Raw genomic sequence first — 23,562 nt, 5'->3', positions numbered from 1 at the left:
ATTCCCTGCAATAACGATATAACCCCGCGCAAAGCACAGGCAATGTTTCAACATACAGCACAAAAAACGACACTCACGTCAGCGCTGAATATTCTCGAGTTGGTCTATCACTCGATTGTCAGAAACGTGCGCAAAGGCCACGGCAATGCGGTGCTCTCAATCATTACCAACATGCTGCAGGCGATCATTTTCGTGCTCGCATTCTACGTCATGTTTTCGGTTCTCGGGTTGCGCAGCGCCGTGCTGCGAGGGGATTTCTTGATTTACCTGATGTCCGGTGTGTTTCTGTTCCTGACTCACACCAAAACGCTGGGCGCGGTGGTGGGGTCAGAAGGCCCATCATCGCCAATGATGAAACACGCGCCGATGAACACGATCATCTCGATCCTGTCTGCGGCGCTGGGTACGCTCTATATTCAGGTGCTGTCGCTCTTTGCGATCCTGTTTGTCTATCACGTTGCCTTCACGCCCATCTCGATTGACAAGCCAATCCAGACCTTTGGCATGTTGCTCTTGGGCTGGTTCACGGGCTTGGCCATCGGCACTGTTTTTCTGGCGCTCAAGCCGTGGTTCCCGACATTTGTGTCAATTGCGTCCACGGTCTACGCCCGCGCGAACATGATTGCCTCCGGCAAAATGTTTGTCGCAAACACCCTTCCCAGTTTTATGCTGGCGATGTTTGACTGGAACCCGCTGTTCCATTGCATCGACCAAGCGCGTGGATTTGCTTTCATAAATTATTTCCCCCGCAATTCCTCCGTGATCTATCCGCTCATGGTGGGAATTGTTCTTTTGATGATCGGGCTGATGGGCGAATTTTACACCCGTCGTCATGCCTCCCTTTCCTGGAACGCCAAACGATGATCCGCCTTATTTTTGCGATACTGTGCCTTCCCACTCTCCTGTGGGCAGAAGACTTCCCTGCGCTTTACGATGTCACTGATGTGGCAAGCGACGATGTTCTCAACCTTCGCGCAGAGGCCAGCGCAAGCTCGGACACCATTGGCGCGATCGCGCACAATTCCCGCAACATTGAGGTGATCGCCACAAACGGCAACTGGGGTCAAGTCAACTCCGGTGAGGGCACCGGTTGGGTCTCGTTGCGCTATATGGCGCGCCAAGAGCCCAACCCGGATTATGCTCTGGCTCAGCGGATCAGCTGTTATGGAACAGAACCCTTTTGGGGCGCTGAATTTGTTCAGGGCCAAAACGTGCAATTCACCTCACCGGAGGGCGGCTATGACCATCCGGGAGCAGGGTTGATGGTGCCCGCATCTGGTGTCCCTGACCTATGGGCAATGGCGTTTGGCGACTCGGTGGCCACCATCCGTCGTGAAATATGCTCGGACGGTATGTCGGATCGCCAATTCGGCCTGTCGGTCGCACTCTATCACAGCCATGATGGCGAAATTGCCCTTCTGTCTGGATGCTGTTCGATCACCGGATACTGACTCAAGCAAGCGTGGCAAGCTCCTGCACCGGTCAAACTATGATTCAACCACCCGCAAGGTGATGTTGATCCGCCCTCCGTCCGGCAACAAGCGTGACGAACGGAACCTGATTTTGTCCACTCCGTGATAGGCCAAACGCGCCGCGCCGCCCATCACCACCACATCGCCGGACTGCAACCAGAGAGACTCAGTGCTGCCACCACGCTCCACGCCTCCCATTCTAAACAATCCGTCATCCCCAAGGCTCACCGACACCACCGGCCAATCAAAATCCCCTTCGTCTTTGTCCTGATGCAACCCCATGCGCGCGCCTTCGCCGTAGTAGTTGATCAGACAACAATCCGGCTCCCGCTCAAGTCCGGTGACATCCCGCCACAAAGTGAGAATAGAATGCGGTATCGCAGGCCATGCCGTTCCGTCCGGATGCGTGGGCTCGTAACGATACCCCCGTCTGTCCGAAATCCAGCCCACGCGCCCTGCACTGGTCATTTTCACACTCATCGGTTTGCCCCAGCGTGTGACAGGTGATCGCATCGGTGCCGCGCGGGCGATATCACGCAGGTCCGCAACCATCGCGGCCTGAGCGGCAGGCTCAAGAGCCTCTTTCACCACCTCAAACCCCCGAATTATTAACCGATCGTTCATTTCTGCCTGTGCTCTCCGCGCAATTGCCAAAACAAATGTCGTGATTCATCCCAAATCGCCCACCCCTTGCGCTTGCAGGGCCTATTTCTCGGCCCTATATACGCTCCGAAGCGCTTTTCCGATCTCTCGGGAAGGCAAACTGGATCAGGCGCGGATGCCATTTCGGGTCCGGGCACCATACATCGCCTTAAGTAGAAGGGATACAAAATGAGCAAAGTGATTGGTATCGATCTCGGTACAACAAACTCTTGTGTGGCCATCATGGATGGCTCCCAACCAAAAGTAATCGAAAACGCCGAAGGTGCGCGTACCACGCCATCTATCGTTGCGTTCACCGACGACGAGCGCCTCGTAGGCCAGCCGGCAAAACGCCAGGCCGTCACCAACCCCGAAAACACCGTATTTGGCGTTAAGCGTCTGATCGGTCGCCGCTATGACGATTCCGCTCTGGCCAAAGATCTCAAGAACATGCCGTTCTCTGTGATCAACGGCGGCAACGGCGATGCATGGGTCGAAGCCAAGGGTGAGAAGTACTCCCCGAGCCAGCTGTCCGCGTTCATCCTCGGCAAAATGAAAGAAACCGCTGAGTCCTACCTTGGCGAAGACGTGACCCAAGCGGTCATCACCGTGCCTGCCTACTTCAACGACGCTCAGCGTCAGGCCACCAAAGACGCCGGCAAAATCGCTGGCCTCGAAGTGCTGCGCATCATCAACGAGCCGACCGCAGCTGCACTGGCCTATGGTCTGGACAAAGAAGAAACCCAAACTATCGCGGTCTATGACCTCGGCGGCGGTACATTCGACGTGACCATCCTCGAAATCGACGACGGCCTGTTCGAAGTAAAATCCACCAACGGCGACACGTTCCTCGGCGGTGAAGACTTCGACATGCGCATCGTGAACTACCTCGCAGGTGAGTTCAAAAAAGAGCACAACGTCGACCTGACCAAAGACAAAATGGCGCTGCAGCGTCTGAAGGAAGCCGCGGAGAAAGCCAAGATCGAGCTCTCCTCCTCTTCCCAGACCGAGATCAACCAGCCGTTTATTTCCATGGACCCGTCCTCCGGCACCCCGCTGCACATGGTCATCAAACTGACCCGTGCCAAGCTGGAAAGCCTCGTGGGTGACCTGATCAAAGCTTCTATGAAGCCTTGTCAGGCAGCGCTGAAGGATGCCGGCCTGTCCGCAAACGAGATCGACGAAGTGGTTCTGGTGGGTGGTATGACCCGCATGCCGCGCGTCATCGAAGAAGTGACCAAGTTCTTCGGCAAAGAGCCCCACAAAGGCGTGAACCCTGACGAAGTGGTTGCCATGGGCGCAGCCATTCAGGCCGGCGTTCTGCAGGGCGACGTCAAAGACGTGGTTCTGCTGGACGTGACCCCGCTGTCGCTGGGCATCGAAACGCTGGGTGGCGTGTTCACCCGCCTGATCGACCGCAACACCACGATCCCGACCAAAAAGTCGCAGATCTTCTCCACCGCGGAAGACAACCAGAACGCCGTGACCATCCGAGTGTTCCAGGGTGAGCGAGAAATGGCTGCCGACAACAAGATCCTCGGCCAGTTCAACCTCGAAGACATCCCGCCCGCACCGCGCGGTATGCCCCAAATCGAAGTGACCTTCGACATCGACGCCAACGGCATCGTGTCTGTTGGTGCGGCTGACAAAGGCACCGGCAAAGAACAGAAAATCACCATTCAGGCATCTGGTGGCCTTTCTGACGCGGACATCGAAAAGATGGTTCAGGACGCCGAAGAGAATGCCGAGGCGGACAAAGAACGCCGCGAGCTGATCGAAGCGAAAAACCAGGCGGAAAGCCTCATCCACTCGACCGAGAAATCTGTGGAAGAGCACTCCGACAAGGTCGATCCGACAACCGTCGAAGCCATCGAGTTGGCAATCGCCGCGCTCAAGGATGATCTGGAAAAAGACGACGCGTCCGCCGAGAAAATCAAATCCGGCATCCAGAACGTGACCGAATCGGCCATGAAACTTGGCGAAGCCATCTACAAGGCAAGCCAAGCTGAGGCCGGCGAAGAGCCAGAAGCGGCAGACATGGGTCCGGGTGCCGACGACATCGTCGACGCCGACTTCGAAGACCTGAACGACGACAAGCGCTAAATTGCGCTCTCGGAACACACATTTGGGCCGGTCCGGTTGCCGGATCGGCCCTTTGTTTTCCGACCCAAAGGAGTAACCCATGGCTAAACGTGACTTCTATGAGGTCCTTGGCGTCGCCAAAGGGGCTTCGGCAGACGAAATCAAAAAAGGCTATCGTACGAAAGCCAAAGAACTGCACCCTGACCGCAACGCGGACAATCCCGATGCCGAGGCACAGTTCAAAGAGGCCAACGAGGCCTACGAAGTCCTGAAGGACGCAGAGAAGAAAGCGGCCTATGACCGCTACGGCCACGCTGCCTTCGAAGGCGGTATGGGCGGCGGCCCGCGCGGCGGCCACCCGGGTCAAGGTGATTTCGCCTCTGCCTTCTCCGACGTGTTTGACGACCTGTTCGGCGACTTCATGGGCGGCGGCGGTCAACGCGGTGGCGGACGCCGAGCCTCTCGTGGCGCCGACCTGCGCTATAACCTGCGCGTGACGCTCGAAGATGCCTTCAGCGGCATGCAAAAGACCATCAACGTGCCCACCTCCGTGTCCTGCGAGGGCTGCAATGGCTCTGGTGCCGAAGGCGGCTCAGAGCCCACCACCTGCCCGACCTGCTCCGGCATGGGCAAGGTGCGCGCGCAACAGGGCTTCTTCACCGTGGAACGCACCTGTCCGACCTGTTCGGGCCTTGGTCAGATCATCCAGAACCCGTGCAAATCCTGTGGCGGCCAAGGTCGCGTGGAAAAAGACCGCGCACTTTCGGTCAACATCCCCGCAGGCGTGGAAACCGGCACCCGCATCCGCCTTGCGGGCGAAGGCGAAGCCGGCATGCGCGGCGGCCCTTCGGGCGATCTCTACATCTTCATCGAGGTCGCGCCCCATAAAATTTTCGAACGCGATGGCGTCAACCTCTATTGCCGCGTACCGGTTTCCATGACCAATGCGGCACTGGGCGGCGACATCGAAGTGCCGACCATCGACGGCGGCCGCTCGCGTGTGAAAATCCCCTCGGGTTCCCAATCCGGCCGCCAGATGCGCCTGCGCGGCAAGGGCATGCCCGCCCTGCGCGGCGGCGGCTCCGGCGATATGGTGATCGAACTGGCGGTGGAAACCCCCGTCAAACTCACCAGCCGCCAAAAAGAGCTGTTGCGTGAGTTCGAAGAGTTGAGCGAGGAGAACAACCCCGAAAGCTCCAGCTTCTTCAGTTCGGTGAAGAGTTTCTGGGACTCGATGAAAGGCTGACCGCTTTAAGTACGTCGAAAAGAATGAAGCCCCGGCGTAGTGAACCGGGGCTTTTTTGTTAGCAGGAATAGCTAAAGACTGCGCTTTCAATTCCTCTGTAAGTTTCAATTTTGGATTTACACGACTTTCCAGTCATGACGAAAAAAGCTTTAACCCCCTCAATGTAGTCCGATGTATCGAACTGTCCGCCGCCAATACGATGGGACAAGTCCATCTTGATCAACAAACGGTGGTACTCACGTTTCTCATAGGCGATGGCTTTGTGGTACGACCACCTCAATGGCTTGCCGGGCACCCCAACAAAACTTCGATCCACCGCAAATCCCTGACGGGCAAACTCCTGACACTCTGCTTCCGTCACGCAATAGCGGGTAGGCGAAACGGAGCCTGTACAAGTATATCGATACTCATAGCTGCCATCATTAATGAGAGTTCCGCGTCCAATGTCACAGGCTTGCCCCTTCGCATAGAAGTGGGACTGCAACCCTTGTCGAAGACTAGCCTCGGTCGAACCGGAATACACAAGGATACTGCCAATTGAGTTATCCCTCAAAACGGCCAGAACCCGACCGTCCTACGGGCGTTCAAAGTAATAGAAGACCTCCCCCAATGCAGTCGCTGTCTGCCGCTCCATCCCCGCATACCGCGGATCAGGTGCCTCTGAGGTCGTCGTCATACAGCCCGCCAAAACCAATCCGGCAATGGCCAGGCAAATTGCTCTCAACCTATTAATGAAATTATCTTCTTAGGGTTGTTTCAGCCAAATGACCGCAACTCCAATTCCAATACAAGTTAAAAAGCCGTCGGTAGATAACTACAAAGAAGTTATTCCACCTCCGGCGCAATCAACATCATCGCCTTAAGCGCCTGCCCCGGCTCCAGGCCGGGAATGGATTGCTCTAAAAGTTCCACCAGCACACCGTTGCGATACATATTGGACAAGATGCCATCCACCATCAGACGGAAATCCGCATCTCCACGCGCCATTGCCAGCCCCTGCTTCTCCATCGTTAACAGGTTGGGCGACACCATCAGCGCATTCTTCTGTGGGCTCGACAGCCAAAGTCCTACCAAAATGGATTGGTCTGCCACATAGGCCCCAATCTCTCCCTCTTCCATCGCCACAATCGCGCTCTGGTGATCGGCGAAAGGGGCGATCTCGCGATCGATTTTGTTGGCCTCCATAAACACCTGAAGCTGCGCTTCGGTAGTGGTGCCTTGCCGGACACCCACTGGCATCTCGGTATTGGCACGCAGATCGTCACCAAAGCTGGTAGGCTTGTCTGACGGCATCAGAACCGCTGCGCCATCAACATACACGGGGATCGAAAAATCCACGACCTTGCGCCGCTCCAGCGTGATGCTCGCTGCACCGCACAACAGATCAATCTCGCCACTGGCGACTTTGTTAAACCTGTCCGTCGCGTCCACTGGCACCATTTGCACATTCAGACTCTCAGCACCCAGTGCCTGTACGATACCATGCGCCACCTGCACACAGACCTGCGGCGTGAACCCGCCCGGTTGTCCATCTGTGGTCTGAAAGGACAAAGGGGGCGCATCCACACGATAGCCAAGCCGCAACTCGTTGCGCTCCAGAATACGGTCAATGGTCTGCGCCATTGCCCCGCCCGTCGTTGCCAGACCCACCAAAAGCGCTGCTGAAAAAAGTCGCACGAATATCTCCACCTATCCCTAAATCCCTTGCGGCACCATTTCACCCAAAGTGCAAAGTCACAACCCGAAGACGTCGGCTTGCTCCCTCAAGAAAGTCTCTATGTCCGGAAAATCCGGCGCGCGTCTTTTCGCACCGACGCGATACCGACATAATACCGACGTTTTGCCGACGTCGATTTCACAGGGGTTTTCGCTGATATTTACCATTGGTTAACCTTGTCCGCGCAGCCTTGGATTATGTCTGACCCAAGCACCTTTTCGGAGAAACCGCTGCCTCTTTTTGATGTGGATGAAGCCCCTATGGCCCCTCTGCCATCCGGCAAATTGCCATCCTATCTGCGCGATCATCGCAAACGTCTGAGAGCGCGGTTTCTGTCTGGCGGGGCAGACGCACTGCCCGACTACGAAATGCTCGAACTGGTCCTTTTTCGCGCCATTCCCCGTCAGGATGTCAAACCCCTTGCCCATATCTTGTTGGAAACATTCGGTGATTTCAATGGCGTCCTTTCTGCCCCATTGGCCCGATTGAAGGCGGTCAACGGCGTCGGCGACGCGGTAGTGACCGAACTCAAGCTCGTGGAGGCTGCCGCTCATCGCCTCGCCCGCAGTCGTGTTATGCAACGCCACGTGCTCTCTGGTTGGGACGCCTTGGTGGACTATTGTCACACCACCATGGCGCATCGGGATACGGAACAGTTCAGAGTGTTGTTTTTGGACACAAAAAACACATTGATCGCAGACGAAGCTCAGGCACAGGGGACCGTAAACCATGTGCCGGTCTACCCCCGAGAGGTCGCCAAGCGAGCGCTTGAACTCAACGCTAGTGCTCTGATTTTAGTACATAATCACCCATCCGGCGATCCCACACCATCCGACAGTGACATCGCGATGACCCATCAAATCAACACAGCAGCCCAAGCGTTAGGCATCACGTTGCACGACCACCTGATTATAGGAAAATCCCGCGAGCTGAGCTTTCGCTCAGAGGGACATCTCTGAGATCACTCTACCCAGATTTCCACCCGCCGGTTCACCTGCCGTCCCCAGGACGTGTCATCACAGGCCATCGGCATCGCCTCCCCAAAGGCCACAGTTTCAAGCAACAGGCGATCAGGGTTCGCCGTTTCTGCGGCTGCCAGAACCGCATCACGCACCGCCTCCGCCCGCTTCAATGCAATACTGCGGTTGATCTTTGCGGGGCCATCTCCGTCAGAAAACCCAACAAAATATAAGCGACGGGCATCATACCGTCCGCTCTCCAACGCCCGCGCGAGTTGATGCACATTGGAACGGGACTGCGCATCCAGTCGAGAAGACCCAGCTTGGAATCGAAACGACGTTGTCAGGCGCTTCTTACCCAGCAGCGTTGCCATCATCTCTTGCGTGGTTTCGAATGTCAGATCCTCTCCGACCACGGAGATTGCATTGGCCAGACGATCCCCTTGAATGTTGACCGGAATTTCTTCGGATGTCTGGTCAACAAATCCTGCGCGCCGGATCACCACCTGCGCCGATGGCCCGCGTGTATAGGCAAGAAAGTCCCGCGCCAACTTGGGCAAGCGTCGTGCTGGAAAGTAAAGGAACATCGGCGCATTGAGAGGGTAATCTTCTGTTTTGATTGTCCTTCGGGACGCTTCCAACGAAAAGCCGCAAGTGCCACTCAACGTCAGAACCTTGGCATTTGATGTATTGGAAAAGTTTGTGATTCCAATGGCAAAAGGGTCTCTTTCCACAGCAGTGATAAGATCGGCCCCGGCGCTATGGCGTGTAATGTTGGCGTCAAACTCCTGTGCCGCCGGTCGCATCAATTGATCTTCCACAGCCTGCGCAAAACCCGACGTCGGCGCCTCCAGATGTACAGAAATCGGCGCATCCGGCCCGCCCAAAGCCTTCCAATTTGTGACCTTGCCCGCAAAAACCGTGGCCAGCTCAACCAAGGAAATTGTCGAAACTGGATTCCCCGCAGCAACAACCGGCACCATTCCGTCAAGCGCCAAGACTCGGCTGCGGTTGCTGTCGCTCATGTCTCCAAGACCCGCCTCATAGCCCAGTGCGGCTTCCTCCGGCCTAATTTCCCGCAACGACATCGCAATATCCGCTTCGTCCGCCAAAAGGTCGGCAAACCCCTCATCGGCATTGCTGGCATGGAATCTGAAACGGGCCCGCAACTCTCCTGTTGTTTCCTGCATAACCCGATATTCAAATCGACCTTCCTCGAGATCATGGCGGGCAATAGCGTAGCCATTTCGCAAGGCAAAAGCCTCCAGCAACGCAGGCATCAAAACCTGCGCCATCCGCTCTGACCCGGAAATGGAAATGTCGGCTACATAATTGATAAGATTAGGACATCCCGGACCGTCGCATGTCACACCGGAGCCATCGACAGTCAGTTCGCCATACACCGTGTCAACGCGGTAAAATTCACCGTCAAACCCACGCAGCGTGCCGATGATTTCAACGGCCCCGTCATGGGATTTAAGGGTGACATCCTGCGCAAACAGCGCGCTGGCAAAAACAGAAAGTGCGGCGCATATCGCCGCACGGAATCTCAACATTGGATTGGTCCTGACCGCCGCTTATTTTTGTGCGATTGTCAGGTCTTCTACGAGGTTTTTCAACACCAGAAATTGCCCCACTGCGTCACAGCTCGGAATCTCCATCTGCAAGGCGCGACTCGAGGCCACTTTTCCAGCTTCGATTTTCTCAGCCTGCACGGCAATGCTGCGCCCGCAATTGGCCTCGGTAATTTCGGCCTCAACACTTAGGGAAATCTTTCCAGACTGCGATGTGGTGAGACTGGGAAACGTATAAACCTCCGCACGGGCGGCATCTGGCAAGTCTGCGCTGCCCAAAGGCGTCAGGAAACCACCGAGGCCACCAATCAAAACGGAAATATCCCGAGCCTCTTCCCGCCAAACATGGCCGTCCTCGCCATAGGCTGCGCCAAACTCACGCGCATGAAGTTCAACCCCTGACTGACCTATCCAATGGATGACAGTGCGGTCGTAAAATTCGAGGCTATCCACGGTGGCCGAAGCTGTTGCGCCATCGCCGTTGGGCATCATGACCGCAAATACCGCGTTCACCGCTAACGCTGGCACTACAAGCTCAAGGAACCCGTCATCTCCTACAATTTCGGTAAATGTCATGTTGCCATGATGAACCGAAACTCGCGCTCCGGTGTGACAGGGCGCAGTCATCACAAGGCGCACCATTGCCCCCGCGGTTGACTCCGCCTCCAGTGTCACATCGCACCCCATCGCCGGCGCGACTTCTTCTTCGGGAATGAGCCCGACCGGAAGGTCATCTGCGACCGCCACCAAGACAGGCCCTCCCGGCAAGCTGACTTCGCTGGAGCGATCTGTCGGCATATTGGGCAAGGCAACCCCAGCGGCATGCTTGGGCGACGATAGCACCCCGCTGCTCAGGCTGGCTTTGACCACTGGCAATGACGGTTCCGAAGACAGGTCATGTTGCGAGGATACCGGCGCTTGGCTAGCCTCTGTGCGCTCCATGACAAAGCCAATAAAAATGGCGATCGTCGCTGTTGCACACGCCATGGAATAGCGGCGGTATACGTTTCTTAGATTGCGCATGAAAATCTCCGGTCACTCAAACACGGAGGCCAAGATCACAAATAAAAAGGGCACCCGTAAGGCGCCCTTTTGAATTAAGTCTGTCGCAAATTGGTCAGGCAAGACGCCCATGGCAGTGCTTGAACTTCTTGCCGGAACCACAGGGACACTTGTCATTTCGCCCCGGGTTTCCCCATGTGGTGGGATCATTTTCATCAAAGCCGGCCAACGCGTTTTCAGGGTTCGGAGCGGGGTCATCATCTTGCGGTGCCGCGGGTGTCACGGCCTGCTGTGACGCCTGCTGTTGCGCTGCCATCTGCTGCGCCAGCTCGCGCTGCTCCTCTTCCGAAATTGGGCGAATACGGGACAAAGTCGCCGTTACATCCTCACGAAGACCGTCGAGCATTCCCTCAAACAACTGGAACGATTCGTTTTTGTATTCGTTCAGTGGGTCGCGCTGCGCGTATCCCCGGAATCCGACGACAGAGCGCAGGTGTTCCAGTGTCAACAGGTGCTCACGCCATTTGGTGTCGATGGTTTGCAACAGAATCTGCTTTTCGATCATGCGCATCGCCTCGGGGCCAAAGCTGACCGCCTTGGCTGCCATCATCTCATCAGCAGCTTTTTCAAGACGTTCGCGAATCTCATCGTCGTCGACGCCTTCTTCGTCCGCCCACTCCATCACGGGTACATCGATACCAAGCTTCTCAATACCAGCAGCATAAAGACCTTCGGTGTCCCACTGATCGGCGTAGGTTTTCGGAGGCATGTACTGATCCACCAACTCGGCGATCACATCATGACGCATATCCTGTGCAATTTCGGAAATATCCTCGGCTTCCATGATTTCCCGACGTTGACCAAAGATCACCTTACGCTGATCGTTCATGACGTCATCAAATTTCAGAAGCTGTTTCCGAATGTCAAAGTTGCGGCCTTCCACCTTCGCTTGGGCGCGCTCCAACGACTTGTTAACCCAGGGGTGGATGATCGCTTCACCCTCTTCCATACCCAGAGAGGACAGCACCTTGTCCAACCGATCAGAGCCAAAAATGCGCATCAAGTCATCTTCCAGACTCAGGAAGAACGAAGAGCGACCCGGGTCACCCTGACGGCCGGAGCGACCGCGCAACTGGTTGTCGATGCGACGGCTTTCGTGACGCTCGGTGGCCAAAACAAAGAGACCGCCTGCGTCTTTTACGGCTTGCTCGTCGGCTTTGTGAGACTCTTCGATCTCATTGCGCAGCTTTTCATGGTCACCATCCGGATCGGCCGCAATGGCTTCCAGGATTTTGAACTCGACATTGCCGCCCAGTTTGATGTCAGTGCCGCGGCCGGCCATGTTGGTCGCGATTGTCACCGCCCCCAGTTTGCCCGCATCAGCAACAATTTGCGCCTCTTGCTCATGCTGGCGTGCGTTCAAAACACTATGCGTCACACCCGCTTGATCAAGCAGGCCTGACAGGAATTCCGATTTCTCAATAGACGTGGTGCCCACAAGGATCGGCTGACCTTTTTCGTGCGCTTCCTTGATGGTTTTGACAATCGCCGCAAATTTTTCATTCGCCGTGCGATAAACGGCATCGTCTTCATCTTTGCGGGCGATGTCGCGGTTGGTTGGCACTTCAACCACACCAAGACCATAAATCTCAGAAAATTCCTCGGCCTCTGTCGCTGCTGTGCCGGTCATACCACCAAGCTTGTCATAGAGCCGGAAGTAGTTCTGAAACGTCACCTGTGCGAGCGTCACGTTTTCGGGCTGGATCTTACAGCCTTCTTTGGCCTCGATCGCCTGATGCAAGCCGTCCGACAGGCGGCGCCCGGCCATCATCCGGCCAGTGAACTCGTCGATCAAAACGATCTGGCTGTCGCGGACAATATAGTCCTTGTCCTTGGTAAAGAGCTTGTGCGCCCGCAGACCTTGGTTGATGTGGTGCACGATGGTTGTGCTTTCCGGATCATAGAGGCTCTGCTCTTCGGGCAACAATCCTCGCGCCTGCAACTGCTCCTCAAGGAATTCATTTCCTTCGTCGGTGAACGTCACGTTTCGCGTCTTTTCGTCCAGTTCGAAATGATCATCCTGAACGTCCGGAATCAGCTTGTCGATCGCGACATAAAGCTCGGTCCGGTCCTGCGCGGGGCCAGAGATAATCAGCGGTGTCCGGGCTTCGTCAATAAGGATCGAGTCGACCTCGTCCACAATCGCAAAGTTGTGGTCGCGCTGGCTCATGTCCTTGAGTTCAGACTTCATGTTGTCGCGCAGATAGTCAAAACCCAGCTCGTTGTTGGTGGCATAGGTCACATCACATGCGTAAGCGGCGCGTTTTTCATCTTCGGCCTGCTGCGGGTACACAACACCGGTGGTCATACCCAGAGCGCCGAAAACGTTACTCATCCACTCAGCGTCACGTTTTGCAAGATAGTCATTCACGGTTACGACGTGGACACCCTTGCCGGTCAGCGCATTCAGATAGGCGGGGAAGGTCGCAACGAGGGTTTTACCTTCGCCGGTCTTCATTTCCGAGATATTGCCTTCGTGCAAAAAGATGCCGCCCATCAATTGCACATCAAAAGCGCGCAATCCCAGCGCTCGTTTTGCCGCCTCGCGACAGTTGGCAAAGGCCTCCGGCAGGAGGGCGTCCAGCGACTCGCCACCTTTGGCCCGCTCGGACAGTTCCGTGGTCTTCGCCTTGATCTCGTCGTCGGAGAGCTTCTCGAATTCCGGCTCCAGTGCGTTGATTTTTTCAACGAGTGGACGCGTCGCCTTGATCTTGCGGTCGTTCGGCGTTCCGAACACCTTTCGGGCGATTTTTCCAAATCCGAGCATTATGTCGTGTCCTTCGTTGACGCATTCGTGCGAGGCACATTGGTTGCTGTCCTGCCGCCACCCTCATACAAGAGAGGAAACAGGCGTTTGCCTCAGCCTCAAAGCGATGTAAGGGGCGTAGTATACAGTGTCAACGCCGCGGACCCACGCGGCCCTAGCCAAGGACAAAACGATGTCTAAAACCCTCAATTTCCTGCGTGCCGGTGCGGTTGCTCTTCTCGTTGCTGCTCCAGTTGTCGCCGAAGAGTCGCCCAGCGCGAACACAGTCCTGGTAACTGTGGACGGGTCAGACATCACCCTGGGCATGGTCATCGCTGTCCGCGAGGCACTTCCGGATCAATACAAAGAGCTTGGGGACGATGTTCTTTTTGATAGCATCCTCGATCAGTTGATTCAGCAAACAGCCCTTGCCGCCACGCTGGACGGAGAGGTTTCCCGCAAAATCGAACTCACGCTTGAGAACGAAAAGCGGGCACTTCAGGCGAATGAGGCTCTCGAAAACTTCATGTCCGTTAGCGAGATCTCCGACGAGGAACTGCAGGCACTTTATGATGAGCAGTTCGCGCATCTGGCTGATGAATCGGAATACAACGCCAGCCACATTTTGGTGAACACTGAAGAAGAGGCGCTTGCTTTGGTGCAGGAACTCGAAGGTGGTGCGGATTTTGCGGAATTGGCGCAGGCCAAATCCACTGGTCCGTCCGGCCCGTCCGGCGGCGCCTTGGGCTGGTTTGGCAAGGGTCAAATGGTGCAGCCGTTCGAAGCTGCGGTGATTGATATGGCTGTTGGGGCCGTTTCTGCACCGGTTCAGACCCAATTTGGCTGGCATGTCATCAAGCTCAACGACACCCGTCAGGTTCAGGCCCCCTCTTTTGAAGAAACTCGCGGAGAACTCCTGAACAAGGCACAAGAAGAAGCTGCGCGCGCCTATATCGCGGATTTGACCGCAGGCGCCGACATCGTAAAAACCGAAGCCGCCAACATGAGCCCTGAAATCATCCGCCGCGCTGACTTGATCGGCGGCCAGGTGACACAGGACTGATCATGGCCTCCATCGAACACGTCTCTCCGCTCGCCCCAAAAGCCTTTCCTGATTTGCCGGAGATTGCTGGCGCCCGTTTCGCAAGCGTTGAAGCTGGTGTGAAGTATGCCGGTCGCATGGACGTGATGCTTGCGCACCTCGCACCGGGAACAGTTGTGACAGGGGTGTTCACCAAATCTGCAACGCGTTCAGCCGCCGTATTGGATTGTCAGGATAAAATTGGTGACGACAGCGATTTGGGCGCTGCCATTTTGGTGAATGCCGGCAATGCCAATGCGTTTACCGGCAAGAACGGCGTTCACTCCACCAAGGCAGTGACCAACGCTGTGGCCGAAACACTCGGTTTGCCAGAAACGCGGGTGTTTTCAAGTTCGACCGGTGTGATTGGTGAACCCCTGCCGCACGATCGTATCACTGCCAAACTGTCCGATCTTTCAGAACGGCTAAGCGCGGATGGGATGGCGGGAGCCGCAGAGGCGATCCGCACAACTGACACCTTTGCCAAGGGATCCACGCGGACGATTTCCACATCCAACGGAGACGTAAAAATCGCCGGCATCGCCAAAGGGTCCGGCATGATTGCACCGGATATGGCGACCATGCTGGTTTACATCTTCACGGATGCCAAAATTGACCGCGCCCCGCTTCAGGCCATGCTGTCTGAGCTGAACGAAAGAACGTTCAACAGCATCACCGTCGACAGCGACACATCGACGTCGGACACGTTACTGCTGGCGGCCACTGGCCAAAGCGGCGTCGATGTGACCAATGACGCTGACTTCAAAGCCTGCCTGCACGCAGTGATGCTTGATCTGGCCCATCAGGTGGTGCGAGACGGAGAAGGCGCAACCAAGTTTGTCGAAGTTTCTGTCACCGGAGCCGCAACCGAGGCAGATGCCCGCACGCATGCTTTGGCTATCGCAAATTCGCCGCTGGTGAAAACCGCCATCGCAGGCGAAGACCCAAACTGGGGCCGGATCGTGATGGCGATCGGCAAATCCGGCGCGGCAGCTGATCGGGACCTTTTGACCATTCGATTTGGCGATATCCTTGTCGCAGAGGCCGGTTGGGTTTCGCCTGACTATACCGAAGACGCCGGCGCGGCCTATATGCAGAACGCATCAATTCAAATCACTGTCGATCTGGGCTTGGGAGAAAGCAGCAGCACCGTTTGGACCTGCGATTTGACCCATGGCTACATCACTATCAATGCGGACTATCGCTCGTGAAAACTATTCTTGTTTCTGCTGTGTGTCTAATCGACGTTGATGGGCGTATCCTTTTGGCACAACGCCCGCAGGGTAAATCCATGGCTGGAATGTGGGAATTCCCCGGTGGTAAAGTCGAGTCCGGCGAAACACCCGAGGTCGCCTTGATCCGTGAACTGGAGGAAGAGCTCGGCATCAACACGTGGCAAAGCTGCCTTGCCCCGCTCACTTTTGCTTCGCACAACTACGATGATTTCCATTTGTTGATGCCGCTATTTGCGTGTCGAAAATGGGAAGGCACACCAATCGCGCGCGAGGGACAGGTTTTGAAGTGGGTCCGGCCTGAAAACCTACGGGACTACGAAATGCCACCCGCAGACCTGCCGTTGATCCCGATGATACGCGACTGGGTCTAGGTTTCGCGGTATTTCGCTCATTTCCCTGTGATTTGAGCCGGTGGGATGAAACCCTCCCGCGCGTCGTGCTACATTTTTGCTAGAAATGAAGACATGGGGCGGTCAACTCGCGGGCTCCATGCCTGTCACCTTACATCACCCGTCAATCATCTGGGGACATTGGCATGTTACGCACCATCACAGTGGGCAGCTGCGTGTCCATACAGGGCACCCTTGTCGGAAACTTGCCCGACGGACGGATTTCCGTTCTGGTCGGCGACAAGATTTTCTCAGGAAAACCGATCTCAACGATCAACAAATAGAAAGGCCGCCTGAAAAAGGCGGCCTTTTTTCTGTTTGGTTGGGTCGAACCTTAGTCCAGAGTCCGTGTGATTTCTTCGCGTTCGAAAATCTCAATCACGTCCGCCGGGCGGATGTCGTCGTAGTTTTCAAACGCCATACCGCATTCCTGACCCGAGATGACTTCGGCAACTTCATCCTTGAAGCGCTTGAGTGTCTTCAAGGTGCCTTCGTGGATCACAACGTTGTCGCGCAACAGGCGGACGCCCGCAGAGCGACGCGCCACGCCTTCAGTGACCAGACAGCCGGCAACCTTGCCAATGCCAGTGACTTTGAAGACTTCTTTGATTTCGGCATATCCGATGAACTTTTCACGAATTTCCGCGCTCAATAGGCCGGATGCGGCGGCTTTCACGTCATCCACAAGGTCATAGATAACCGAGTAGTAGCGGATTTCGACACCCTTCTGGTTGGCGCTGTTACGGGCCGATGCGTTCGCACGCACGTTAAAGCCCATGATCGGCGCACCAGACGCTTCCGCAAGGCCAACGTCACTTTCGGTGATGGCGCCTACGCCATGGTGTAGAACACGCACACGCACTTCGCCGTTACCGATTTTTTCCATCGCCTGAACGATGGCTTCCGCGGAGCCCTGTACGTCGGCTTTGACCAGAATTGGCAGCTCGGCGACGTTTTCGTCTTCCTTGGCCTTCTGCATCAGCTGTTCCAGAGTGGTTGCAGCACCGGCCGCAGCACGTTTGTCTTTCGCAGCTTGCTCGCGATAGGCGGCAATTTCACGCGCCTGCGCTTCGGTTTCGGTCACGTTCAGAACGTCACCCGCTTCGGGTGTGCCGTTCAGACCAAGAACCTCTACAGGTACCGACGGGCCGGCTTCTTTGACGCGATCGCCCTTGTCGTTGATCAGCGCACGAACCTTACCGTACTGCTCACCCACAACGAAGATATCGCCTTGTTTCAGCGTGCCTGTCTGCACCAGAACGGTGGCAACTGGACCACGACCCACATCCAACTGTGCTTCAATCACGGCACCCTGTGCCGCGCGATCGGGGTTGGCTTTCAGTTCAAGAATTTCCGCCTGAAGCGCAATGGCTTCGAGCAGTTCATCCAGACCTTGGCCAGTGTGTGCGGAGACTTCAACATCCTGCACGTCACCGGACATCGCCTCGACGATCACCTCATGCTGCAAAAGCTCTGCGCGCACTTTCTGGGGATCAGCCGCCGGACGGTCCATCTTGTTGATCGCGACGATCATCGGCACTCCGGCTGCCTTAGCGTGGTTGATGGCCTCAATCGTCTGCGGCATGACCGAGTCATCCGCCGCCACAACCAGAACAACAATATCGGTCACCTGAGCACCGCGAGAGCGCATCGAAGTAAACGCCGCGTGGCCCGGGGTGTCGAGGAACGACAGAACGGCACCACCTTCGGTTTTCACCTGATATGCACCGATGTGCTGTGTGATCCCGCCAGCTTCGCCAGCCACAACACGTGCGTCGCGGATCGCATCCAACAAAGACGTTTTGCCGTGGTCAACGTGGCCCATGATGGTGATCACGGGCGGACGCGGCTTCAGGTCTTCTTCTTTGTCTTCAACTTCGGCAATCACGTCTTCTACGTCAGCGTCGGAAACGCGGACGACCTTGTGGCCGAACTCTTCGATGATCAGTTCCGCAGTATCGGCGTCGATCGTCTGGTTCTGTGTGACCATCATACCCATGTTCATGAGCGCTTTCACAACTTCACCCACCCGCTCGGCCATACGGTTGGCCAGCTCGGAGACGAGGATCGCCTCGGGCAGCTGAACATCGCGTACAACCTTTTCGCGCTCGACCGTGCCACCCATCGCTTTTTGACGGGCACGTTCCTGCTTACGTTTCATCGCAGCCATCGAACGGTGACGGTTGCCTTCGCCTCCGGTTGCCTGACCAAGTGTCAGCTTGCCGGAACGGCGGCCATCGTCTCGACCTTTGCCGCGCGTGTTGCGCTGTTCGCGTTCACGGTCGGCCTTGCGAGGCGTCGGCGCCGGTGCAGCCTTGTGGTTCGGAGCGCCACGACCCTGAGGTGCCGCGGCGGCGGGCGCAGGAGCAGCAGCTTCGGCAGCTGCACGTTTGGCGGCCTCTTCGACCTCCTTCTTCTTGCGCTCTTCGTCTTCGGCCTTTTTACGGGCCTTCTCTTCGGCCTCGCGCTGTTCGCGCTCTTTGGCTTCCGCTTCTTGACGGCGGCGCTCACGCGCCTCGGCGCGTTTCTTTTCTTCAGCTTCGCGCTTCGCAGCCTCTTCGGCTTCGCGGGCCTTTGCGGCCTGCAATGCCTTCATACGGCGCTCCATTTCCGCATCGGAAATGCCCGCCGGACGCCGCGAGGGATCACCCGCAATTTTACCCGATGCAGCACCCGGTTTGGCCGCACCTGGTTTGGGCACAACCACGCGTTTACGCTTGGTTTCCACCACAACGTTTTTGGTGCGCCCGTGGCTGAAGCTCTGCTTCACGTTACCAGGGCGGTTGCCACCGCGCAGACCCAGGGTTTTTTTACCGTCGTTATCGCTCATCTGGCTTTCTTGTCCTTCCCGGCGGCCCCTGCCACCGAATTTTTGCGTACGCCTTTTAATCTTTGGGCTTCCTCTACAACACGTAGAGTGAGTCCGCCAGACGCAAGCGCCCCATGTATCACAGTTTGTCGCCCAAATGCCAAACCCAATTCGCTGGCTGTCAGGCAGTCAAAGTAATGGCCCCCATTTGGCGGCCGCAGTTTCATTTTTCCGCGCTCTGACCCGTCAGATGCCTGAAGCAGGATTTCAGCCACATCTTTGACAAGCCAATCCTTGACCTTTTCATATCCAGTCACAGCCGATCCAGATCGACGCGACAGGCTTACGAGCTCAACAACGCGATGTGCCAATTGGCGCTCGACCTCGTCAACAAGCCCCGCCGGAACCTGCACCTTTTGTTTTGCTGCGCGCGAAAACAGACCTTTCTTGGCTGCTTTCTCGATCGCTTCGCGATCCGCGGAAACCCACATACCGCGACCAGGCAACTTGCCGAGGATGTCGGGCACTACAGTGCCATCAGGTCCAACCACAAACCGTACAAGCCCGTTGGTAGACGAGCTTGCACCAGTGGCGATGCACTTGCGCTCCGGTTCGGATGGCCGTTCGTCGGCCCGCCCTCCGCGGCTCATGTCAAGACCCCCGAGGCCTGAGATCAGGCCTCGGCCTCCTCGTCGGAAGCGCCTTCTTCACCGGCTTCTTCCTCAGCAGCGGTTTCCAGCTCGGCCGGATCAACCCAACCCAAAACGATACGCGCGGTCATCACCATGTCTTGCGCAGTTTCCAGTGTCATGCCGAAGGGCTCTAGCACACCGTCGTCTTTTACACGCTCGCCATCCACATTGGTCCAGCCACCGGCGAGTTCCCAATCTGCACATGTTGCGAAGTCTTCAAGCGTCAGAACGCCGTCTTTCGCGAGCGCCTCAATCATCTGGGGTGTCAGACCTTCAAATGCAACCAGGCTGTCTTCAACACCCAGTTCACGCGCCGCATCAAGCGCGGCTTTATTCTGTGCTTCGATGAAGTCACGTGCACGTGCCTGAAGTTCGTTGGCCGTGTCTTCGTCAACACCATCAATGACCAACAGTTCGTCAACTTCCACGTAGGCAACCTCTTCAAGGTTGGTAAAGCCTTCCGAAACCAGAAGCTGTGCGAAGAACTCATCGAGATCCAGCGTGTCCATGAACAGCTTGGTACGCTCTTCGAACTCTTTCTGGCGGCGTTCGGATTCTTCGGCCTCGGTCATGATGTCGATATCCAACGCAGTCAGCTGCGACGCAAGGCGCACGTTCTGGCCGCGACGGCCAATGGCCAGCGAAAGCTGCTCATCAGGCACAACAACTTCGATTTTGCCGGCTTCTTCGTCCAGAACAACTTTGGTCACTTCGGCCGGCTGTAGCGCGTTTACAAGGAACGTCGGCTGATCTTCGTTCCATGGGATGATGTCGATTTTTTCACCCTGAAGCTCGTTCACAACCGCCTGAACGCGGGAGCCGCGCATACCAACACAGGCCCCCACGGGATCAATAGAGCCATCGTGGCTGATGACGGCAATCTTGGCGCGCGAACCGGGATCGCGAGCTACGGCTTTGATGTCGATGATGCCGTCATAGATTTCCGGCACTTCCATCTTGAACAGTTCTGCCATGAACTCAGGCGCGGTGCGCGACAGGAAGATCTGCGGACCACGGGTCTCACGGCGTACATCTTTGATGAAGCAGCGGATGCGGTCGTTCGGGCGATAGCTTTCGCGGCCGATCTTCTCGTTGCGACGCAGAATGGCTTCGCCACGGCCCACATCAACGATCACGTTGCCATACTCTTCGCGTTTGACCAGACCGTTGATGATGGTACCCACGCGATCGTGGAATTCATCATATTGACGATCACGCTCTGCTTCGCGCACCTTCTGCAAAATAACCTGCTTGGCAGATTGCGCAGCAATACGGCCCATTTCAACCGGCGGCACTTCTTCGATGTACTGCTGACCGACTTCGGGACTTTCCATGTACTGCTTGGCTTGCTCCACCGTGAACTCGGCCTGATAGTTCTCAAGCTCTTCGTCCTCGACCACGGTGCGCACGCGGGTGAACGTCGCCTTACCGGTCTTGCGATCGATGCTGACACGGATGTCCATTTCGGCGCCGTAGCGGCTCTTGGCTGCGCGGGCGAGGGATTCTTCCATCGCTTCGACCACGAGGCCCGGGTCGATCATCTTTTCGCGTGCCACAGCTTCAGCAGTTTGCAGAAGCTCAAGCTGGTTTGCAGAGGTGATTGCCATCTTATTTACTCCTCGGACTCGTCCGCAGACTCGTCGGTCTCGATGTCGTCAAATTTGTCTTCGTTCAAAACGCCCGCATCCTTGCGAGCCTTCAGCATTTCTTTGATCAGATCGTCAGTCAGAACCAGTTTGGCCTCGGCCAGCCAGTCAAACTGCAACCCAACGGTCACGGTTTCACCCTGATCATCGATGTTGATCAGGACATCATCACCTTCAACGCCCGCCAAAACGCCCTTAAAACGCTTACGCCCGCCGATCAGCTCACTGGTTTCCAGTTTTGCCTCATATCCCTCATAGGTGTCGAAATCCTTGAGGCGAGTCAAAGGGCGGTCAATACCAGGGCTGCCAACTTCAAGAACATAGCTGTCAACAAGCGGATCTTCGACATCCAGAACGGCACTGACCGCGTTGGAAATTGCTGCGCATTCATCCACTTCGATGCCGCCCGACGGACGTTCCGCCATGATTTGCAGTGTGTGGGTGTTGCCACCCATAAGACGCAAACGGACCAGTTCGAACCCCATATCTTCGATAACGGGGCCGACGATCTCGGCTAGTTTGCGGTCAATTGCCGCCTTGGCAATCAGGTCACTCATTGATGTCTTCCAAGCACAAAAAAACGGGCGCGCGGCCCGTCGATGTTTCCCGGTGGAGCGTTCAGGCTAAACCGACCGCGCCGCTGTTGAGAGCGATATACGTCCGATAGGCTGAGTCTGCAAGGGCCAATCGGTCTATGCGTTCAGGCGCGCCACCATCTCTCTGCGAACCGCGCATTGTCCATCGCCCAGTGGCGGCCAATGGCCGATGGCGTTTCGATGCGATTCGACACCGCCTGTAAGTGGTCTGCAAACACAGGCACGGTCATTGGGCCTTCGTTTCTCAGCAATTCCTGAATGTCCTGATACCGAGCGCGGCGTTTGGTAGAGTCCAGCTCCGAGCGTGCGGACAAAAGCATGGTTTCAAACATTGGATGCGTCCAATTTGAAGCATTCCAAGGCGCGCCAGCTGTCAGGTATATCGACAGCACCCAGTCTTCGGTCGCACGACCCGCACTGCTGTGTACCACGCCAGACCCCGTGCCGATCTGAACCGGCAGTCCAAGCGCTGAAAACTGCGTCCCAATCGCCTCTGCCAATTGGCTCGAAGGTGCTGGCAGATGATGCATCACAGACAAGTTCAAACGATCTACGCCAGATTTCTTCAGGAAGTGTCGGGCCAAATCAGAATCAAACGCTGGTGCATCCAACTTAACGGCAAAATACTGGTTTGCCGGTCCAACCGGTGAGTCTCGACCAATATCGCCGTGACCAAGCAACACATCATCTAAAAGCGCCCGCCGATCCAGGCCGTGCTGCAACGCCCGACGCAGGTTGAGATCACCGTGAGATGTCAGGGCCACATGGGCGTTACCGGTGGCTTTCTGTAACCGGACTCCGCGCCAATCGGCCAAATGCACTGCATCCACCGCGCTGATTTGACCCACGGTATCCACCGTTCCATCCGACAACATCTGCATGCCCAGCGCCGAGGTCGCGGCCGTAAACTCCAAACTATCAAAGAACCCCGCTTTGCCGTCCTTATAATGGCCCTGCACCCGAGATGCGCTGAACACCTCGCCGGGTTGGAAATTCTCGACGCGATACATTCCGGTGCCGATCCCACCGATCATCGCCAATTCCACGTAGCCTGCCGGATAGATCACGAGGTGATAATCCGAAAGCAAATAAGGGAAGTCTGCATTGGGTGCAGCCAACTCAAACTGCACCTGATGGCCGGTCAACTTGCGCAGGTTTTGCACACCCGCCAACAACGGCGCGGCCGGAGAACGGCTTTCCGGCCCATGCAGCGCAAAGGATTCTAAAACATCATCCGCGCCAAAAGCCTTGCCGTTGTGGAACACGGCATCACGCCGCAGATCAAAGGTCCAGACGCGCGCATCCGGGCTGGCGTCCCAGCTTTCGGCCAGCTCACCGCGCAATGCACCGTCAGGGCCGATCTCGGTCAAACAGTCAAACACCGCGCCATGCGCTGCAGCCATCATGAAAAGCTCGGAATGTTCGCGCGCATCCCATGTGTCGGACACCGATCCGCCCGGCAAAACCGCCCGCAACGTGCCGCCGGTTTTCGGTGCAGCCGCCACGCCAAGACCGCTGGCGGCAAGCACACCGGCTGCAGCACCGCTGGTCAAAAGGCTACGCCTGCTGATCCGTGTCATGGGTTAACTCTCCAATTTCGGACGCCGATCAGAC

General features: G+C 56.5%; 19 protein-coding genes. 9 read left to right on the top strand and 10 right to left on the bottom strand.

Annotation, left to right across the window (positions count from 1 at the left end):
- Positions 1 to 42 precede the first annotated feature (42 nt).
- Positions 43 to 864 carry an ABC transporter permease gene (locus BM069_RS12415; RefSeq protein ID WP_093324088.1) on the top strand — a complete coding sequence of 274 codons (822 nt, stop codon included), beginning with the start codon at positions 43 to 45 and terminating at the stop codon, positions 862 to 864.
- Positions 861 to 1,451 carry an SH3 domain-containing protein gene (locus BM069_RS12410; protein ID WP_093324087.1) on the top strand — a complete coding sequence of 197 codons (591 nt, stop codon included), beginning with the start codon at positions 861 to 863 and terminating at the stop codon, positions 1,449 to 1,451. Before BM069_RS12415 ends, BM069_RS12410 begins: the two co-directional genes overlap by 4 nt.
- A 36-nt stretch (positions 1,452 to 1,487) precedes the next feature.
- On the opposite strand, the gene BM069_RS12405 is transcribed toward BM069_RS12410, so the two are convergent.
- On the bottom strand, positions 1,488 to 2,096 hold the full coding sequence (locus BM069_RS12405) for an alpha-ketoglutarate-dependent dioxygenase AlkB family protein (RefSeq protein ID WP_093324085.1): 609 nt from the start codon (positions 2,094 to 2,096) through the stop codon (positions 1,488 to 1,490).
- A gap of 207 nt (positions 2,097 to 2,303) precedes the next feature.
- Here BM069_RS12405 and dnaK point away from each other — a divergent pair, with 207 nt between their 5' ends.
- Positions 2,304 to 4,217, top strand: a complete 1,914-nt coding sequence (gene dnaK / locus BM069_RS12400; protein WP_093324084.1) for a molecular chaperone DnaK — start codon at positions 2,304 to 2,306, stop codon at positions 4,215 to 4,217.
- A 79-nt stretch (positions 4,218 to 4,296) separates the two neighbouring features.
- Complete coding sequence (gene dnaJ / locus BM069_RS12395; RefSeq protein ID WP_093324082.1) at positions 4,297 to 5,442, top strand: molecular chaperone DnaJ; 1,146 nt, start codon at positions 4,297 to 4,299, stop codon at positions 5,440 to 5,442.
- Positions 5,443 to 6,267: 825 nt separating this feature from the next.
- Here dnaJ and BM069_RS12385 read toward each other — a convergent pair.
- Entirely contained in the window at positions 6,268 to 7,119 is an 852-nt protein-coding gene (locus BM069_RS12385; protein ID WP_093324079.1) for an amino acid ABC transporter substrate-binding protein, read from the bottom strand.
- Between the two features lie 237 nt (positions 7,120 to 7,356).
- Here BM069_RS12385 and radC point away from each other — a divergent pair, with 237 nt between their 5' ends.
- Entirely contained in the window at positions 7,357 to 8,118 is a 762-nt protein-coding gene (radC, locus tag BM069_RS12380) for a RadC family protein (protein ID WP_170846743.1), read from the top strand.
- A gap of 2 nt (positions 8,119 to 8,120) precedes the next feature.
- Here the strand turns inward: radC and BM069_RS12375 are convergent, their stop codons facing one another.
- The 3 genes from BM069_RS12375 to secA all read right to left on the bottom strand — a co-directional run bounded on the left by BM069_RS12375 (position 8,121) and on the right by secA (position 13,521).
- Positions 8,121 to 9,674: a phosphate ABC transporter substrate-binding/OmpA family protein gene (locus BM069_RS12375; RefSeq protein WP_093324078.1), complete on the bottom strand. Its 1,554-nt coding sequence runs from the start codon at positions 9,672 to 9,674 to the stop codon at positions 8,121 to 8,123.
- Between the two features lie 21 nt (positions 9,675 to 9,695).
- Positions 9,696 to 10,715, bottom strand: coding sequence for a hypothetical protein (locus BM069_RS12370; RefSeq protein ID WP_093324077.1), 1,020 nt, complete (start codon positions 10,713 to 10,715; stop codon positions 9,696 to 9,698).
- A 94-nt stretch (positions 10,716 to 10,809) separates the two neighbouring features.
- Entirely contained in the window at positions 10,810 to 13,521 is a 2,712-nt protein-coding gene (gene secA, locus BM069_RS12365) for a preprotein translocase subunit SecA (RefSeq protein ID WP_093324075.1), read from the bottom strand.
- A gap of 172 nt (positions 13,522 to 13,693) precedes the next feature.
- Between secA and BM069_RS12360 the strand changes: the two genes are divergently transcribed.
- The 4 genes from BM069_RS12360 (at position 13,694) to BM069_RS19835 (ending at position 16,489) form a co-directional block, all read left to right on the top strand.
- Entirely contained in the window at positions 13,694 to 14,563 is an 870-nt protein-coding gene (locus BM069_RS12360; protein ID WP_093324074.1) for a peptidylprolyl isomerase, read from the top strand.
- Between the two features lie 2 nt (positions 14,564 to 14,565).
- Positions 14,566 to 15,792 (top strand): bifunctional glutamate N-acetyltransferase/amino-acid acetyltransferase ArgJ, encoded by a 1,227-nt coding sequence (gene argJ / locus BM069_RS12355; RefSeq protein WP_093324072.1) that lies wholly within the window; start codon positions 14,566 to 14,568, stop codon positions 15,790 to 15,792.
- A complete protein-coding gene (mutT, locus tag BM069_RS12350) occupies positions 15,789 to 16,187 on the top strand; it encodes an 8-oxo-dGTP diphosphatase MutT (protein ID WP_093324071.1) in 399 nt (132 codons plus the stop codon). Before argJ ends, mutT begins: the two co-directional genes overlap by 4 nt.
- A gap of 164 nt (positions 16,188 to 16,351) precedes the next feature.
- Entirely contained in the window at positions 16,352 to 16,489 is a 138-nt protein-coding gene (locus tag BM069_RS19835; protein ID WP_093324070.1) for a hypothetical protein, read from the top strand.
- Between the two features lie 50 nt (positions 16,490 to 16,539).
- On the opposite strand, the gene infB is transcribed toward BM069_RS19835, so the two are convergent.
- The 5 genes from infB to BM069_RS12320 form a co-directional block, all read right to left on the bottom strand.
- The gene (infB, locus tag BM069_RS12340) at positions 16,540 to 19,035 is read right to left on the bottom strand and encodes a translation initiation factor IF-2 (RefSeq protein WP_093324068.1); all 2,496 of its coding nucleotides are present in this window, start codon (positions 19,033 to 19,035) and stop codon (positions 16,540 to 16,542) included.
- A complete protein-coding gene (locus BM069_RS12335) occupies positions 19,032 to 19,664 on the bottom strand; it encodes an RNA-binding protein (RefSeq protein ID WP_093324067.1) in 633 nt (210 codons plus the stop codon). Before BM069_RS12335 ends, infB begins: the two co-directional genes overlap by 4 nt.
- 23 nt (positions 19,665 to 19,687) lie before the next feature.
- Positions 19,688 to 21,313 carry a transcription termination factor NusA gene (gene nusA, locus BM069_RS12330; protein ID WP_093324065.1) on the bottom strand — a complete coding sequence of 542 codons (1,626 nt, stop codon included), beginning with the start codon at positions 21,311 to 21,313 and terminating at the stop codon, positions 19,688 to 19,690.
- A 5-nt stretch (positions 21,314 to 21,318) separates the two neighbouring features.
- Positions 21,319 to 21,909, bottom strand: coding sequence for a ribosome maturation factor RimP (gene rimP / locus BM069_RS12325; RefSeq protein WP_093324064.1), 591 nt, complete (start codon positions 21,907 to 21,909; stop codon positions 21,319 to 21,321).
- A gap of 143 nt (positions 21,910 to 22,052) precedes the next feature.
- Positions 22,053 to 23,528, bottom strand: coding sequence for an ABC transporter substrate-binding protein (locus BM069_RS12320; RefSeq protein WP_093324062.1), 1,476 nt, complete (start codon positions 23,526 to 23,528; stop codon positions 22,053 to 22,055).
- Positions 23,529 to 23,562 lie beyond the last annotated feature (34 nt).

It is taken from the genome of Shimia haliotis (genome assembly GCF_900114415.1).
Lineage (GTDB): Bacteria > Pseudomonadota > Alphaproteobacteria > Rhodobacterales > Rhodobacteraceae > Shimia > Shimia haliotis.
The sequence above is the reverse complement of the archived record's forward strand: the minus strand, read 5'-3'. Positions and strand labels throughout refer to the sequence as shown.